The 15,577-nt window shown below is 35.9% G+C and carries 16 protein-coding genes; 6 read left to right on the forward strand and 10 right to left on the reverse strand.

Features of this window, described 5'->3' with window-relative positions:
* Nucleotides 1-141 precede the first annotated feature (141 nt).
* Nucleotides 142-1,332, forward strand: a complete 1,191-nt coding sequence (locus HBN50_RS10860; RefSeq protein ID WP_273869927.1) for a M48 family metalloprotease — start codon at nt 142-144, stop codon at nt 1,330-1,332.
* Here the strand turns inward: HBN50_RS10860 and HBN50_RS10865 are convergent.
* Genes HBN50_RS10865 through HBN50_RS10880 form a run of 4 tightly spaced genes read right to left on the reverse strand, consistent with a single transcriptional unit; the run spans nt 1,319 to nt 5,416 of the window.
* On the reverse strand, nt 1,319-2,140 hold the full coding sequence (locus HBN50_RS10865; RefSeq protein WP_273869931.1) for an arylamine N-acetyltransferase family protein: 822 nt from the start codon (nt 2,138-2,140) through the stop codon (nt 1,319-1,321). The two genes, HBN50_RS10860 and HBN50_RS10865, sit on opposite strands and share 14 nt — an antisense overlap.
* A gap of 57 nt (nt 2,141-2,197) precedes the next feature.
* A complete protein-coding gene (locus HBN50_RS10870; protein ID WP_273869932.1) occupies nt 2,198-3,331 on the reverse strand; it encodes an AGE family epimerase/isomerase in 1,134 nt (377 codons plus the stop codon).
* A 50-nt stretch (nt 3,332-3,381) separates the two neighbouring features.
* Entirely contained in the window at nt 3,382-4,902 is a 1,521-nt protein-coding gene (locus HBN50_RS10875) for a trypsin-like serine protease (RefSeq protein WP_273869934.1), read from the reverse strand.
* A gap of 49 nt (nt 4,903-4,951) precedes the next feature.
* Nucleotides 4,952-5,416 (reverse strand): hypothetical protein, encoded by a 465-nt coding sequence (locus HBN50_RS10880; RefSeq protein ID WP_273869936.1) that lies wholly within the window; start codon nt 5,414-5,416, stop codon nt 4,952-4,954.
* A gap of 181 nt (nt 5,417-5,597) precedes the next feature.
* On the opposite strand from HBN50_RS10880, the gene HBN50_RS10885 reads away from it, so the two are divergent.
* Nucleotides 5,598-7,094, forward strand: coding sequence for a SulP family inorganic anion transporter (locus HBN50_RS10885; RefSeq protein ID WP_273869937.1), 1,497 nt, complete (start codon nt 5,598-5,600; stop codon nt 7,092-7,094).
* A 27-nt stretch (nt 7,095-7,121) separates the two neighbouring features.
* Here the strand turns inward: HBN50_RS10885 and HBN50_RS10890 are convergent, their stop codons facing one another.
* From HBN50_RS10890 to HBN50_RS10900, 3 genes are all read right to left on the reverse strand, one after another.
* Nucleotides 7,122-7,580 carry a hypothetical protein gene (locus tag HBN50_RS10890; RefSeq protein WP_273869938.1) on the reverse strand — a complete coding sequence of 153 codons (459 nt, stop codon included), beginning with the start codon at nt 7,578-7,580 and terminating at the stop codon, nt 7,122-7,124.
* Nucleotides 7,581-7,670: 90 nt separating this feature from the next.
* Complete coding sequence (locus HBN50_RS10895; protein ID WP_273870855.1) at nt 7,671-8,366, reverse strand: LytR/AlgR family response regulator transcription factor; 696 nt, start codon at nt 8,364-8,366, stop codon at nt 7,671-7,673.
* Nucleotides 8,366-9,436, reverse strand: a complete 1,071-nt coding sequence (locus HBN50_RS10900; protein ID WP_273869940.1) for a sensor histidine kinase — start codon at nt 9,434-9,436, stop codon at nt 8,366-8,368. Before HBN50_RS10900 ends, HBN50_RS10895 begins: the two co-directional genes overlap by 1 nt.
* A 123-nt stretch (nt 9,437-9,559) precedes the next feature.
* Between HBN50_RS10900 and HBN50_RS10905 the strand changes: the two genes are divergently transcribed.
* From HBN50_RS10905 to HBN50_RS10920, 4 genes are all read left to right on the forward strand, one after another.
* Nucleotides 9,560-10,852, forward strand: a complete 1,293-nt coding sequence (locus HBN50_RS10905) for a hypothetical protein (protein ID WP_273869943.1) — start codon at nt 9,560-9,562, stop codon at nt 10,850-10,852.
* A gap of 141 nt (nt 10,853-10,993) precedes the next feature.
* On the forward strand, nt 10,994-11,509 hold the full coding sequence (locus tag HBN50_RS10910) for a hypothetical protein (RefSeq protein WP_273869945.1): 516 nt from the start codon (nt 10,994-10,996) through the stop codon (nt 11,507-11,509).
* A gap of 21 nt (nt 11,510-11,530) precedes the next feature.
* Nucleotides 11,531-12,322 carry a substrate-binding periplasmic protein gene (locus HBN50_RS10915; protein WP_273869947.1) on the forward strand — a complete coding sequence of 264 codons (792 nt, stop codon included), beginning with the start codon at nt 11,531-11,533 and terminating at the stop codon, nt 12,320-12,322.
* Between the two features lie 96 nt (nt 12,323-12,418).
* Complete coding sequence (locus HBN50_RS10920; protein ID WP_273869949.1) at nt 12,419-13,048, forward strand: hypothetical protein; 630 nt, start codon at nt 12,419-12,421, stop codon at nt 13,046-13,048.
* Nucleotides 13,049-13,079: 31 nt separating this feature from the next.
* Here the strand turns inward: HBN50_RS10920 and HBN50_RS10925 are convergent, their stop codons facing one another.
* From HBN50_RS10925 to HBN50_RS10935, 3 genes are all read right to left on the reverse strand, one after another.
* On the reverse strand, nt 13,080-13,652 hold the full coding sequence (locus tag HBN50_RS10925) for a superoxide dismutase (RefSeq protein ID WP_273869951.1): 573 nt from the start codon (nt 13,650-13,652) through the stop codon (nt 13,080-13,082).
* Nucleotides 13,653-13,730: 78 nt separating this feature from the next.
* Entirely contained in the window at nt 13,731-14,132 is a 402-nt protein-coding gene (locus HBN50_RS10930; RefSeq protein ID WP_273869954.1) for a GFA family protein, read from the reverse strand.
* A 61-nt stretch (nt 14,133-14,193) separates the two neighbouring features.
* On the reverse strand, nt 14,194-15,564 hold the full coding sequence (locus HBN50_RS10935) for a hypothetical protein (RefSeq protein WP_273869955.1): 1,371 nt from the start codon (nt 15,562-15,564) through the stop codon (nt 14,194-14,196).
* Between the last annotated feature and the right edge of the window lie 13 nt (nt 15,565-15,577).

The raw sequence follows: 15,577 nt of genomic DNA on the forward strand, positions 1-15,577 counted from the left end.
TAGACCTGTAAATTATATCTATTTTAAAGAGTCGATATTAAATCGTAAAAACAGATAAGAGATTGAAATCATGTTCAAAACAAAGACTATAAATTTTTCTTTTTTATGATCAATATCGAAAAGAAGGCTAAGATACCTGCTATGAAAAAAGCTGTTCTCATTTTTTTATTTCTCTTCCTTTCTTGCCAAAAAGAAGAACAAATGACGTTAGAAAATCAATTTATTTCTGGTGACCATGTTTTTGGAGCGCTTCAACAGAGAGATCAATTTATTCAACGTCCTAAGACTTCAGCCTGTCATAGAAATGATTACTACGAAAATTCATTTTTCTCTATCATCTTCAAAGAGCATATCAACAAGACAAAGCACAAGCTCCATATTCAATTAGCTCAGAAAATACTCGATCACATCTTAAAAGAGAATTCTGCTTATTTAGATAATTCGCCGTATCTTGAATCGAATAAAGGCCTCTGTGTAATCATCTACGATATTGATGAAATTAATGGTTTCGGTGTTCCAGGAACTATGGACGATGGAATCATCTATTTGACAAAGAAAACCATTGATCAAGCAAAGTCCATCGACGAGATAGCCTCAACTCTTGCTCATGAGATGGCCCATCTTACGATGAATCATCATCCAGAGAGACTTCCCTATCAACTTTTTAGTAATCATAGTTTCTATCTCTTTTATGAGCGCTACTTTGAGTTGGCCATGGAAATAAATACATTAACTAAAGAGCAACAGAAACTTCTATTTAAAGTCATGAATAAAAGTCGCAATGAAGTTTTGATCGATAAGATTGAATCCCTCATTCTTAATGACAAGAGGGCCTTTACATTGCCTTTGAATCGACTTTTTTCAAATATAGATATCTCTCTTTTAAAGAATGAATTTAGTGATTTTTACGAAGCATACAATCTTCTTGCTAAAGAAAATAATTCTCTCACTTTAAAAAAGCGTGTTCTTGAACATAAAATGAAAAAGTTAGCAAAGAAAGAGAAGCAATCAGAAATGCTTGTTGCCTGGAGAGAGCTTGAGGCCGATGAAGTTGGACTAGAATTCTATCTAAGAAGTGGGTTTGATCCTAACGAATATAGTAATAGAGATAAGGTCTTGGCCAAAGAACAGGCCGATGCCGGCATCCATTGTCATGGAAATGAGATGCCCGTTCTGGCAGGAACCCATCCGGCAAGCTGTTATCGCGTTTCAAATAACGATCGTGAAATGAAAATTCACCATAATGAATATCAAAAATTTATGAAGAGACAATTTCCTCATCTAGAAAATCTTTTCAAACAGATCAAAGATCAAAGTCTTAAAGGGAAATAGAGTTTTCAATATGACGATAAAGCTTCTTTAACTCTTCGTCGCTCAGGTTTAATCCAAAAAAAGACGTCACACAATCTTTGAACTCATCAAAAGTTGATAGCGTTGAGTTTTCCTCTTCTCCATCAACATAGCGACGGAGCCCAAAATTTACTAAAGAATAACGTTTTTCATCTGCAATTTTAGTCAGGACAAAATTGCGAACAAAGACAGCTTCTGGATAGTGATGTGAAAAGAAATGACCGACTAAACAATCGGCTTCGCTATAGCGTTCCAAATTAAAACTATAAAGGACATAACCATTTGGATAGTTTCTATCACTATAAGAAAAAGAAAACTCTCCATATTGATTTAAGTCAATATGAGCTTTCCTCGATCCAATTTCGAGGCTAAAACCATTTTCAATCAATAAGGGTTTGGTAAGACAATTCATGCCAAAACCAACATCAACAAGATAATCTCGCCCTTCAAAATGAACGATCGTTACACGGTGAGTTCTCGGAGCATCCATTTCAATTTTATTATTAAGAACTCTAGCTATTGAAATTTTTGCATTGAAGCCAAGTTCTATAAGCAATTCGCAAAAGAGCTTATTATGTTCAAAGCAATAGCCGCCGATTCTCTTCGTTACAATTTTCTTATAAAGAGAATCTCGATCAAGGGGTAAGAGTTCTCCTGACTTCAAAAGAACTTCAGCATTTGAAAAGCAAAAAAGTTCGAGATGTTTCTTTTGTAAGGCCTCTAAAAAAGCAAGAGATGGTCTCTCTTGCGATAATTCAATCTTCTTTAAATAGTCTTGGGCATTAAACATAATTTTCTCCTATTCCATTAAAATAGGACAAAAATAGAATCTTGCCCTTAACATATGTTAAGAATTTTTCTCAAATTCTAAAAAGGCCATTAATAAGTGATAAGCTGTTGTCGAAGGATGAACATCCGTTTGATCTTCTAGCTCACGTGAAAGGTGCTCTTTCCAAGATCCATTTTCATTGAGTCGGTTTTTCAAGAGAAAATCTAAATCCCTTTGGGCCATTTCTTTATAGGATATATTGCCAGTATTTTTATACATTGAAACATGGGCCTTAATGGCCTCTGTTTCAGGCCAAATTCTCTTTTTCTCGTTACTCACTTCGCCTAAACGATTTACTTCATTAAAATAACCACCAAACGCTTGGTCATAACCAAAGCGAACTCCAAACTCATAGGCCTTCTTAGCAGCTTGAATAACATCTGATCGATTTGATAATCTTGAAAACTCCATTAATAACCAGGCCCACTCAAAGCAGTGACCTGGTTCAATTTTATCGCCAAGTTTTTCATCGTAAGTAGACCAATCAGAGCTAAAGAACTCAACAACTCCACCTAATTTAGGCTCTTGCATGTATGTACAAAATAGAGTTACAAGCTCACTGGCCTTATCAAGATAAGTTTGGTCTCCTACAAATTCGTAGAGGGCCAAGTAACCTTCAAGCAGATGCATGTGAGGATTCTGTTCGCGAGGATTTGTTAAAGCAAGATTATTAGCATCTAAATACTCGTAGTAGCCTCTGTCACATTTAAACTTTTCATCAATATACGTTGATACTTTATTAATCCAAGAGAGAATCTCTAAATGTTCTTCCCCTTCTTCATTTTTAAAAACATCGTAAATATGGGCCATTGCAAAAAGAGCGAAGGCATGATCGTAGAGATTTCGGTTTGAAATAAGAGGTTTTAAATGAATATCAAGAGCGTGTAAGAAACCACCTTTATCACTATCCCAATAAGATTCAAAAGCAAATTGAAGTCCTCTTCTAGCAGCATCAGCATAAGAAGAGTCATTCGTTAATTGATAGGCCCTAGCAAAAACAAAGGACTGCCTAAATTGAACGAGCACTCTTTTTTTATTCTCTTCTCTGTAGGGAGTGAGATCTAATTTTAGACGTTCTTGGAATCCTCCAAGCTCATCTACGCCATGCTTTAGCCAAAACGGAAAAAAGGTATCTTTTAAAAATGTTTTCATAGATCCATTATATTTCACTTGCTCATATTAACAAGTTCTATGAAAAAAGATCACTTATATAAGTGAATAAGTTGCTGTTGCAGTCTGTCTAAAGAATCATTATTAACGACATCTGTCTCATAGAGATCAAGATCTGTTAAAGAGCTCATCTCCAGCAGCGGTCTAAGATCAATGCGAATCGATTGCTCAGCAAGATAAAGCTTTTTAAGATGAGAAAGACCTATCAATTCGCTCAAATCTTCTAATTGATTTCCACTTAGATCTAATTCTTGAAGTACATGATTTTTATTTTGTATATCTATACTCTCAATTTGATTGCCACTTAAATCCATGGCCGTAAGTGACTTTGAGCGAAAGAGGTTTTTTAGGGTGTCATTACCATGAAGGTTATTTTTAGAAAGAACAAGCCTTTCAAGAGAAGGCATTTTAGCCAGAGGACTTAAATCAATTCCTGAGAGATCTCTTTTAGTGATTCTCACATAATTAAAATCAACATCTTCAAGCGGCGCTAATGAACCCAATTTATAATAGCGAGTGAGATTGAAACTTTTTAATTGATTAAGAACTTCTAGAGTATATGAACAGCTTTGCAAGACCTTTTTTCGATCAAACGCAATGTCCTGATTATCGAGTACATATTCAATTAAACTTTTAACCGTTACCCATTCTGATTGATAGCTCTGAACATTTTCACACCACGCTTTGAAACCAACATGCTTCTCATTCACTTGATTTACATCTTTTTCGCTTGTTCCAAAATTTAGACCAGTTGATTTGGTTAGCCAGTTTTTTAAGTATCCAACATGGGTGTAGAGCGATTGGTTAAACTTACAATCAACTTTATAAGGAGCTTGCTCTAAAAAAGTTCTTCTCATACTTTTCGGTGTAAGAGAAACGTCAAAGCCGTTTGTTAGTCCAAGAAGATACCATTTCCCACGCACTTGAATATAGGCAGGACCACCTGAATCACCATGGCATGCTCCCTTTCCATCTTGTCCATCAAAGAGAATAAGGTGATGGTAAATATTAGTATTCAAAAAATAATCAAATGTTGTTTCTGCGGCACCTAGTACACCTGTACGGCTAGACCACTTATCAAGTGAAGACTCTCCAAATCCAGCTAAGTGAATCAAATCACTCTTTGAGAGTTGATAATCGGAATTGAAAAGAGTGATTGCCTTCTTTGCCTTGGGAGCTTTCCCCTTAAAGCGAACCCAAGCAGCATCAAAATTTGGAAATGAAATTTTACCATCATCACGTTGTCCATAGAATCCAACTTCAGTGAGAGGACGAAGAAGTGATTCGTTCAGATGATTTGTGTTTTCACCAAAGTAAACGTAGAGCTTTTTGATTTCTCTTTTAGAAAGACAGTGCTTGGCCGTTAATACAATTTGAGATGAGATGAGTGTTCCACTACAAAAGACAGTTTTAGTTTCATCCAAAAGTGCGACACTACTATAACTTGCAGGATGATCACTCGAAATTTCAATACTTCCTTCTTCATTAACAATAGCAAAGGAAGGATTAGAGAAAAGAAGGAAATTGAAAACTAGAATGAATAGGTATCGCATCAACTAATTCTATGAAATCTTTCACTTTAGGTCTTCGCCTGTGGATTTTTTACAGGTGACTGTCTATTTCTTTAACTTCGAAGCTTGAACCTGGACTCGAGAGAGTTTCACAAAGAATTCGAACCACACCACGCGGCCCTTCAATAGAGATTTCATAATGACTATAGTAATAATCAATATTCCCACCCATGATCTTCTGCCTTCCTCTTGGAATAAATTGGTGAAAATGGTCACATTCTTCTTTGTAATAGCCCAATTGCCAGAAAAAAGATTCGATTTCATCGGCATAATGCTGCATTGGAAGATCTCTATCTTTATTGCCTGAAGTAATCTCTAAAGACTCCCTTTTTAGACTTCTTGCCTTGTGTGTAAAAAACAAAAGTGAAAATCCTAAAGTAAAAACAGTAGAAATAACGAGCGCCGTCTTGAGTGAATACGTAAGAAGGAAAATAAGAAGGCCATTAATAAGCCAAATAAAGAGCAGAGAAATGATAAGCTTTCTATTAAAAGTCAAAACAACCACCAAACAAATACTATTTAAAATATTTAAACATTACTTCTGTCTCTAGTTTAATCCCTCGTAAAACGTGGGGCATCTCAAAAAATATTAAACTTTGTTACATAAAACATTGAGAAAATTCCCAAAGGCCTATATACCTTTAATGTCGTTTACTAATAAAAGGATAGGAATTTTCATGTTTGATCTTATTTCGAAATCGAAAGAAACGCTCAAAAATGACCTACTTTCAGGACTAACAGTTGCCCTAGCACTTGTTCCTGAAGCGGTTGCGTTTTCATTTGTGGCCGGTGTTGACCCGCTAATTGGTCTATACTCTGCCTTTATCATTGGTCTCGTCACAGCGCTGTGCGGTGGAAGACCTGGAATGATTTCTGGGGCAACAGGTGCCCTTGCTGTCGTTGTTGTTAGTCTTGTTGCCAATCACGGAGTTGAATATCTATTTAGTGCAGTAGTGCTTATGGGATTAATCCAAATTCTTGCAGGAGTCTTACGTCTTGGAAAATTTGTTCGCCTCATTCCCCACTCTGTTATGCTTGGTTTCGTAAATGGTCTGGCCATCATTATTTTTCTTGCGCAACTTTCACAATTTCAATTTAAAAATGCTGCGGGAAAAATGGAATGGTTAAACAGTTCAGACATGGGAATCATGCTTGCTCTTGTTGCTTTAACAATGGCCATTATTCACTTCCTTCCAAAGCTTACAAAAGCAATTCCATCTTCTTTAGCTGCGATTCTTGTTGTTACAGGTCTTGTCCATATCTTTGGACTTAACACTAGAACAGTTATAGACATGGCAAGTGTTGGAGGAGGACTTCCTCAATTTCATCTTCCAAGTGTTCCTTTTAATCTTGAAACACTAAAAATCATTCTTCCTTACTCTGTGATTCTAGCGGCCGTAGGACTTATTGAATCACTCATGACCCTACAACTTGTTGATGAAATTACAGAAACGAGAGGTAGAGCGAATAGAGAGTGTGTTGGTCAAGGTGTTGCCAATGTTATCACTGGTTTTTTCAGTGGTATGGGTGGTTGTGCAATGATTGGTCAAAGTATGATCAATGTAAAATCTGGTGGACGTGGAAGAGCTTCTGGTGCTAGTGCCGCTCTTTTTCTACTGTTCTTTATCGTTCTTGGCTCTGGCCTTATTGAAATGATCCCACTTGCAGCTCTTGTTGGTGTTATGTTCATGGTCGTTCTTGGAACTTTTGAATGGTCTAGTGTGCGCATTCTAGGGAAGATTCCAAAGTCTGATGCTTTTGTTATCGTTCTAGTATCTACAGTTACAATTTTCACGGATCTTGCCATCGCAGTATTCTGTGGAATCATTGTTTCAGCACTTGTTTTTGCTTGGAAAAAATCAGAAGTGATCAATTCAACGAACTATGTAGATGAACAAGGAAATAAGCACTATATTTTAAAAGGACCACTCTTTTTTGGTTCTGTTCAAAGTTTTACAGAACTCTTTAATCCAAAAGAGGACCCAAAAACAATCTACATCGATTTTTCAGATTCTAAAGTTTGTGACTATTCAAGTATCGAGGTCATTAATAAGATCGCAGAAAAATATCGCGCAAATGGTAAGGAAGTTTACATTAAAAATCTTCAGCCAGATTGCCAAAGCGTTATCGATAAGGCCGGAAAAGTCTTCAACGCAAAACACGCAACTTCATAAAAATAAAGGCCCTAAAAAGGGCCTTTTTTATATCTCGTATTGATATGTACAAGAAACCGTAATCTCAGGCATCAACTTATTATCTGTGCGAGGATCAACTCCGGTCAGTTTAGCCTTAAGTGATCCAGATTCTCCGTACTCACTGCTTTTAACTTTAATCGTTGAAGGTATGGCAGAAAAAGTAAAAAGCTTCTCACCTTTTTTACTCGTGACAAGAAAGTGGTAATTCTTCTCATTTAAGCTACCAAGAACATAAACTGAAGAGTTCTCTTCCATTTGATAAGTCGTTTGATTAACTAAACTATAATACTTAACTGCTTTTCCATCAATCATTAGATCAACTTCATGTTCTTCAAAATCTCCAGGAACAGAGGCAGATAGCTTCGTTCTACCAGAATCTGAGACGCAATTAAAAACGGCAGCAGAAGCTCCCGCAAATGAATTAATACTCAAACTTAAAAGTGTAAATAGAAATGTCGTTTTCATTTTTGTGACCTCGATTTTTGATATTTTTTGAGGTCATCTCATAACAACAAATTGAATGTCTATATATCCTGTAGAATAAACAGAGGTAATTTATCTAAATGTTGCGTCCATCTCTTTCATACGATCCTTAAAGTCATTAATTAGACTTCGACTGATCTTTAAAGGCCCATCGACATTCTCGAGAAAAACTTCATACTTTCGATCCCCAATGCGATTCACCTGAATAACTTCACTCAAATTAATTATCTCCCCTCTGTTGATTTTCATAAAGGATCTTTCAGACAATGAAGCACTCAGATTAGAAATCGTCTCATGCACTAAGCCTATGTCATTACGTAAAAAAACGAGAGTATAAGGCCCTTCCGCTCTAAACATAATAACCTCTGACAAATTCAATAATCGAGTCGTTTTGCCAAATTGAACTTCTAAACGACCTTCTTTTTCTAGTCCCATTTTTGAAATGGTCTGTAATAAACGGGAACTCTCAATAGGCTTCACAAGATAGTCCAGAACATTCGTATCAAAGGCTTCAAGTGCATAGTGATCAAACGCGGTGACAAAAATAATTTTTTGTTGTCCAAGTCCAATAGACTTTGCAACCTCTAGTCCACTCAGACCTGGCATTTGAATATCTAAAAAGATGAAATCGGGGTTGTGTTGAGATATTTTTAAAAGGGCCTCTTTTCCATTAGAAGCTTCATCAACAATTTCTAATGGATATTCACTAAGAAGTCTTCTTAATCGATTTCTTGCATGCCTTTCATCATCGACAATTAAAACACGCATCAAATGGCCTCCTCAATTTGAATTCGGCTTGTTACTAGAGTTCCAATCTCTCTCATCTCAAAATCAAATGTAGACTTCTCATTTAAAAGTAAAAGTCTCTTCTCACAGTTTTGCAGACTATTTTTATGCCCATCTTTTTGCTCAGTGCTTTTTACTTTAATACCTTGGCCGTCATCTTCAACTTCTATAATCAATGAAGAACCTTTCTTAAATATTCTAAGCCAAATTGTGCCCCCTTCGATTTTGTCACTTAAACCATGTTTTAGCGCGTTCTCAACGAGAGTTTGGATATAGAGGACAGGAATTTGGTAATGATTTAGATCAAGAGTATGATCTATTTCAAATCTTAAATTGAGCCTATGTTCAAATCGCATTTTTTCAATTTCTAAATAATCTCTACACAGAGATAATTCATCTTTCAAAGAATGCGTGTCCTTTTCAGTTGACTTCAAACTCGCACGATAGAGTTTTGAAAGTTTAATGATCATTTCTTCAGCAATTTCAGGTCTATCTAAAACGACTGAAGCTATTGAATTAAGAGCATTAAAGAGAAAGTGAGGATTCATTTGTGTCGTAAGAATCTTGAGCTTTGCTTTTAGATTTTCAATTTCAAGCGCCTGTAACTTTAGTTTTGTTTCTTTTTTAACTGCTTTTATCTCACTAACAAGATTAAAAACAAAAGTCGTTAAGAGGATCAGAGAAGTATAGAAAATCCCCCCATAAAACTGCTCTATTTGACCACTATAAGTGAAATCATCCAAGAAAATATCGATGAGACGATAACTGATATCAAGTCCTGGAACGACGAGAAGTATTCGAAAAAGAACGAGAAGGTAGTTCTTTTTTTCAATTTCTTTAAGTGAGAATTTCTGTCTTAAGAATGAGTGAGAAGTTAAAAGAATTTCACCCCCACATAGACATATTGTCGATGTTAAAAAGGCCACGGCAAGGGAGACGAGATAATTTCTATTAAAAATATCAGTTTCACCCAAAGCAAATTGAATCCAAAGGCAGACAATGGGACTTAAAACAAAAACAGTTAAGAGATAATCTTTTATAAAACGCTTCATCTAATCTAGTTTAGCGAAGTTTTTCATAGCCGTCCCCTCTTAATCGACCATTCATCTTATAAAATCGGCCATTCGTAAATTACCGTCTAGATTGTGTTTAAATAAAGAGTCACATTGTCTTTTATGAAAATAATAAGAACGAAAAAAATGACAATTATTTCTTATCTTTTGCTTGCCTTGATTCTCATTTTCTCTCACAAGGCCCATGCTCTTAGGCGCGGTGAAGTCTTTGACTACACGCCAAGCTATTTCCTCTATCCCATCCCCGGAAAAATCCCAGGTCTTGGTAGCGCCTTCGGTATTGGAGCAACTTATAATAATATTGCTGGCTCTGATGTTGATGTGACAGGAGCACACCTCAGTGGAGACTTTGATGTCACAATTCTAACGATGCTCAATCTACACTTATTGGAAGAAAGCCTCCTATTAGATGCAGGGATATTTAATTATGATGTTGCAAGTGTCACCTATGACAGAGGGTCAGGCACAACAAAGAATGATTACATTCTCCCTCATGTCGAGGGCAAGGGTTTTTATTCCCAATTAACTTTTCTTTCGATCGAAAGAATATTTGAACTCTACTATCGTATCAAAAAACAAGACTACAAAGTTCACTCTGTAAGAGACAAAGATGGGAATGCTTTTTCAAATATTGATAATTCAAAGAAGTCCTCTACTAACCATCAAGTCGGAGCTGTTCTCGATATTACAGATCATCGCTATGACCCAAGATTTGGTTTAAAACTTGAGTACCTTTTTACTAAACCAGAAAATAACGATTCAACACAGAGCTCATTCTATATTGAAGATATTAGTTTAAAGTTCTATCTTCCCATGGGAAAAAATAGTACTTGGGCATTTAACTACTTCCAATCCGATGCACATATCACGAATAAGGCCAGTGTGGATGAGAATCAGCTTAGAAGTGATATCGGGCTCAATTGCGAGAGTATTCCAGATTCTCTCTCTAGTGAAAAATCAACTTGCCTTGAAATAGAGAATCAAAGGATTCAAGAAAGGATTGCTTTTAATACATACGGAAGGGCCACTGCAATGGGCGGAAGCCAGCGTCTAAGATCATATGACAATGGACGATTTAGCGCTGGTCACACTCGTTTTCTAGGAAGTGAGTTTCGTTGGAATTTTAATACAGAAAAAAAACCCTTTGATATTCTTATTATGAAAGGTATTCGAACAGGGCTTCAATTAGCTTTCTTTGGAGGACTCGGAGCTTTTGCTGATAAAAAAGAAGATCTAAATTATAAGTATCACTCTCTTGGCGCGGGAGCGAGAATGGTCTTTCAAGGCGGAACTGTTTTTCGAGCAGACTTCGCAACAGGAACAGAGGGATCGCGAACAACTCTCTTTATCGATTACCCATGGAGTCTAAGTCCAATTGACAATAGCGGGCAGTAATTTTGCCCGCCCTCAACTACTTGTATTTAATTTCAAGCACTTACCCCTATATTTCTTTCTCACCTTCTTTTTAACCTTTTCCCATTTCTTTAATATTTCTCAAAAATTAATGTTAAAATCTAAAGAAACGAAAAGATATATATGACACGAATGACTCTTCTTCTTTTTACACTTATTTCCTACAACTCTTTTGCCAAGGGTAATATCACGCTTAATTATGGGAACAAGAAGTCCGAAAAGAATAAAATTGATCGCATTCTAATTAAAGATGAAGGAATTGAAGTCACATCTAAAAAAGGGCCAGAATGTTTTATCCCTTATAAAAAAGTGATTGAAACACCTCGAGTTCAAATTCCAAATTGTGAAACTTGCCAAAGAACAGACGAGCAAGTGAAACAAGAATTCATTGAGATGTTTCAAAATGCTAAAGAACCAGATATTTCCTGTGATGTAAAAGACAATGAAGTAGCAGGTTATGAATTTACTGGTCTCACGATGATCAATAATGAGTCCGCATTCGTTCGCAGAGGTGTTGTCTTTGACATGGCCTATTATGATAAAAATATTAAGACCAATTCAGAAAAAGAAGATGATAGTGCTCTAGGTGATGCACTCAATAGCATTGGAAAGACACTTTTTAACTTTCTCATTTACTAATTTTCGTTCATAATAATCCATATGAAATATTTATGGATAATCTTTATTTTCTCGCTTAACATTTCTTATGCAAATGAAAATCGCGTTCGCCTTTGTCTTGAGAATCTTCAACTCTACCCTTACTCAACAGGAAAAGAGCAAACAAATAAAAAAGAAGCTGGCGCCCTCGTTGATATAATTATTGAGGCCCACAAGAAGAAGGGAATCGAATTAGAGATAATTAGGAGACCGTGGAAGCGTTGTCTCATGGATACAAGAAGCGGGAAAGTCGATGCAACTGCAGCCGTTCTTTGGTCAGAAGAAAGAGATAAAATTTACGCTTTCCCAAAGAAGGCCAATAAACCTCACCCTGAGAATTATCTCTGGTCACCTGAATATGTCGTTATTACCAATAAAGCATCAAATGTCCGTTATAAAGATGGAAATCTTCTTAATCATAAATATGGTTTAAGTGCGCCAGAAGGTTATCTCATTACATCTAAGCTCATTTCTAAAGGAATTTCTCGCGGACATGAATTTGGACCTTCACGAGGGGTTTCACTCGTTGCAATCAATCGAATAGATGGCTATGTGATTGAAAGACAAATTGGTCGCTACTTCATTGCTAAAGAAAAATTAGAGGATAAACTCCTTATCAATAAAGACCCTTTCCACGTTGATAAATTCTACTTTGTCTTTTCTAAGTCTTTTCAACAAGAACACTCAGAGCTGGCCGAAGAGATCTGGGATAATATCGCTATGATCAGAAACGAGAAAGGTAAGAACTTGATTGATTATTATTTCAAAAAAGATGTATTAAGTAAGTATCTATAACATTTTTTTATAGTAAATATTACGACATTATTCTTTCGCTCCCCTAGCTCCTTTGATAGATTTTGATTCAATCAATCACAAGGAAGCAAAAATTCTATGAAGTTAATATTTCTACTTTTTCTATTCACCATTAATAGCTACTCTCAAATATTTCATCTAAATCACGATCTTCATGATAACTCTCATATGCCATTTATTACGCACACAGGTCCCGATAATTCATTTCAAAACGCTCTGGCCTTTAACATAGAATATGATCAGATAAAGCAACTTAGAAAAGAAATTGAAAAGCATATAGGAACGAAGCTCAATTTCCTAACAAGTTGGAACAAAGAAGGTGAAGCACACGTAACAACGATTACACCGCCAGAATATAGGAATATTCTATCTCCCTATTTATCAATGGCAAGAATCAATGAATTGGCACAGAACTTAGAGATTCAACGTTCGGATTTAAAAATCCTAGGTCTTGGTATGGGAGAAAAAGAGATAAATGGAAAAGTAGAGAAAACATTTTTTATCATTGTAGACTCAATGAACTTAAGAAAAATACGACACCAAATTTATCAAGAGTATCTCCTTCGTGGAGGTCCTGCTGAGCGCTTTGATCCAACATGGTTTTTTCCACACATTACAATTGGATACACTAAACGTGATCTCCATGAAAAAGACGGCATTATTAAAAACCTAAAACATAGCTTTTATTCTCAATTGATTCACAATTAAAAAAGGCCTTCATAGAGAAGGCCTCTTGAACTTAAAGATTAGAATTAACAAAATCCCAATTTAAAAGCTCCCAAAAAGCATCGAGATACTTAGGACGGGCATTTCTATAATCAACGTAATAGGCATGTTCCCATACATCTACAGTTAAGAGCGGTCTCAGTCCATCTGTCATAGGATTTTTAGCATCATCAGTATTAACAATCTCTAAGTTACCATTGTTAAGGACAAGCCATGTCCATCCAGAACCAAAATTTGTTGCAGCAGCGTTAGTAAACTCTTCTTTAAAACTTGAAAAAGATCCCCATTTTGCATTAATTAAATCTAGAACCTCTCCCTTAGCTTCTCCTCCACCATTTGGAGATAGACAATTCCAATAGAAAGTATGATTCCAAACTTGAGCGGCATTATTAAAAAGGCCACCACTTGATTTCATAATAATTTCTTCCAAACTCATACTTTCAAACTCACTACCTTCAATAGCGGCATTTAATTTTGTGACATAAGCTTGGTGGTGTTTACCATAGTGATACTCGAGCGTTTCTTTTGAGATATGAGGAGCAAGAGCATCCATTTCATATGGCAGTTTTGGTAATTCATGTTTCATTTTTTACTCCTTGTCGTTTTCACAGGAGCGATCTTAAAACCTCAAGTTAGGTTGAGGTCAAGAAAGAAACAAATGAACTCATTCAGGAAATTTATCAAATGACTCTATTTGATGTAATTGATCGTCCCAATTGGCCTTACTAGAAATAAATAAGTGAGCATTAGGCCTTATTTCAACAGGGCCATCTAAGCTTCCAGCAGGAACAACGAGCAACTGCTCTTCTTCTTGTATTGTAGCAACAGCACTTCCACAATTTTGACAAAAGCTTTTGGCGTGTCTTGAAGATGGGACTTGATATTTTCTTACACTTTCTTCACCTGATAACCATTTCAAGGCGGTATGCTTAGTAAAGAGATTTGCAGCGTGGGCCGAACCTGTATCCTTTTGACAGTACTTACAATGGCAAAGATAGAAACTAAGAAATTTTTCAGTCACTTCAAATTTAATATCACCACAAAGACATGATCCAAAATAGCTCATTATAGGCCCTCCTCTAGTGAGACTATTTTAACAAATTCTAGGAAAAAAACTATTTTATTTACTAAAAGAAAGAGTCTTTCATAATGAAAAAACAACTTTTGGCCCCTTTAAAAAAAACATTAGCTTTGCGGGCAATCTTTCTTTTAAATGCACTTTTTAAGAACTCCATTTTTAACAACTCTCTGGCCGTTGCCTTAGGAACATAGGGAGTATCGAGAAGAAAATCTAAGTGAATGGCAATCGCTTTATTGATTCTATTTTGATAAATATTATCGTAGGTCTCAATATTCTCAATGAGAAGAAGTGAGAGAAGTTCACTTAATGAACTTGTCTTCTTAATCGCTTTAACAATCAATTTTGTATGATCGTACTCAAAGTGAAATCCTAATTTATTTTTGATATAGATATAATTGGCAATACTAAAGCCTAGACTAAAATACTTTCTCACATGCTCATCAATGAAGTTTTCTCTTAATGCATGTGAATACGGATACATCTGTATCCCTTTTGACGCCTCATCATAGATTAAGCGGTAATCTTCAAGTGAACTTGCTAAACGCAATTTATCCAATATTTTCTCTAAGCTCTTTTGATTCTCGTCTAAAATTTGAAGACGTCTTTTCTTTGTTACCTCACGCAACTTTCTATAGAGGCGTTTTTCTCTTTCTGTAATTTTTCTTCGAACCATGGTCTTTCCAAGCATGGTCTTATCGTAAACAGGATGCCCAAGACTATCGTAACGAATAGCAATATCAATGAAACTATCGGGAGATAGAAGAATAATTGCATTTTCATTTTCGGCCAGATAATGACCAGAAGACCAATCGAGCAAAATCCATTTATTTCTCTTTGAACTATAAATAAGCTGTTCAAAGTGAAAATCTCCAATTTTTGTATATTGGGCACTTCTTTTTGCAAATTCAATAAGAGCTTCTTCGGCGCGAGGAAAGAGATTCTTATCAAGAGACTCTGGACGAGTTAGGAAAGTTTTTAAATCAAAGTCCACATCGACTAATTCAACAAGAGCGTAACTGGCTTCTTGATGAAAGTAAATTTCCACTAGAGGGATTCCATTTTCAACAAGTGGAGCATAGCCCTCAAGTGTGGCGTTTAAATATCTCTTAGCGGATTTAAAGGTGACCTGCTGACTTGGGGCAGGAAGTCTCATGGCCATTCTCTTATTTGTTTTTTGTTCAATAACTTCTAAAACAACTGTTGTCTTTCCTCGTCCAAGAACTTTTTCAAAAAGAAAGACTCTCCCTGCATCAGCAATGAGTCTATCTCCAGTGAGAAGTTCTTCTTTTTCAATGAGAGATAAATATGAAGAATCGAGATCGCCACTATTTTTAAAAAGATTATATTCAGCGGCAAAGCTTCCAATAGAGGCTAGAAAAAGTGTGAAAAATAACAATCGTTTATAAAGCTTGGCCATACTCTATCTAAAG

Origin of the sequence: Halobacteriovorax sp. GB3 (assembly GCF_028649655.1) — a bacterium.
GTDB lineage: Bacteria > Bdellovibrionota > Bacteriovoracia > Bacteriovoracales > Bacteriovoracaceae > BSW11-IV.

Bases quoted from the DNA above. Each gene is read 5' to 3' on its own strand.
- HBN50_RS10860 (WP_273869927.1), top strand. From the start codon at position 142: ATGAAAAAAGCTGTTCTCATTTTTTTATTTCTCTTCCTTTCTTGCCAA.
- HBN50_RS10865 (WP_273869931.1), bottom strand. From the start codon at position 2,140: ATGTTTAATGCCCAAGACTATTTAAAGAAGATTGAATTATCGCAAGAG.
- HBN50_RS10870 (WP_273869932.1), bottom strand. From the start codon at position 3,331: ATGAAAACATTTTTAAAAGATACCTTTTTTCCGTTTTGGCTAAAGCAT.
- HBN50_RS10875 (WP_273869934.1), bottom strand. From the start codon at position 4,902: ATGCGATACCTATTCATTCTAGTTTTCAATTTCCTTCTTTTCTCTAAT.
- HBN50_RS10885 (WP_273869937.1), top strand. From the start codon at position 5,598: ATGTTTGATCTTATTTCGAAATCGAAAGAAACGCTCAAAAATGACCTA.
- HBN50_RS10890 (WP_273869938.1), bottom strand. From the start codon at position 7,580: ATGAAAACGACATTTCTATTTACACTTTTAAGTTTGAGTATTAATTCA.
- HBN50_RS10895 (WP_273870855.1), bottom strand. From the start codon at position 8,366: ATGCGTGTTTTAATTGTCGATGATGAAAGGCATGCAAGAAATCGATTA.
- HBN50_RS10900 (WP_273869940.1), bottom strand. From the start codon at position 9,436: ATGAAGCGTTTTATAAAAGATTATCTCTTAACTGTTTTTGTTTTAAGT.
- HBN50_RS10905 (WP_273869943.1), top strand. From the start codon at position 9,560: ATGAAAATAATAAGAACGAAAAAAATGACAATTATTTCTTATCTTTTG.
- HBN50_RS10910 (WP_273869945.1), top strand. From the start codon at position 10,994: ATGACACGAATGACTCTTCTTCTTTTTACACTTATTTCCTACAACTCT.
- HBN50_RS10915 (WP_273869947.1), top strand. From the start codon at position 11,531: ATGAAATATTTATGGATAATCTTTATTTTCTCGCTTAACATTTCTTAT.
- HBN50_RS10920 (WP_273869949.1), top strand. From the start codon at position 12,419: ATGAAGTTAATATTTCTACTTTTTCTATTCACCATTAATAGCTACTCT.
- HBN50_RS10925 (WP_273869951.1), bottom strand. From the start codon at position 13,652: ATGAAACATGAATTACCAAAACTGCCATATGAAATGGATGCTCTTGCT.
- HBN50_RS10930 (WP_273869954.1), bottom strand. From the start codon at position 14,132: ATGAGCTATTTTGGATCATGTCTTTGTGGTGATATTAAATTTGAAGTG.
- HBN50_RS10935 (WP_273869955.1), bottom strand. From the start codon at position 15,564: ATGGCCAAGCTTTATAAACGATTGTTATTTTTCACACTTTTTCTAGCC.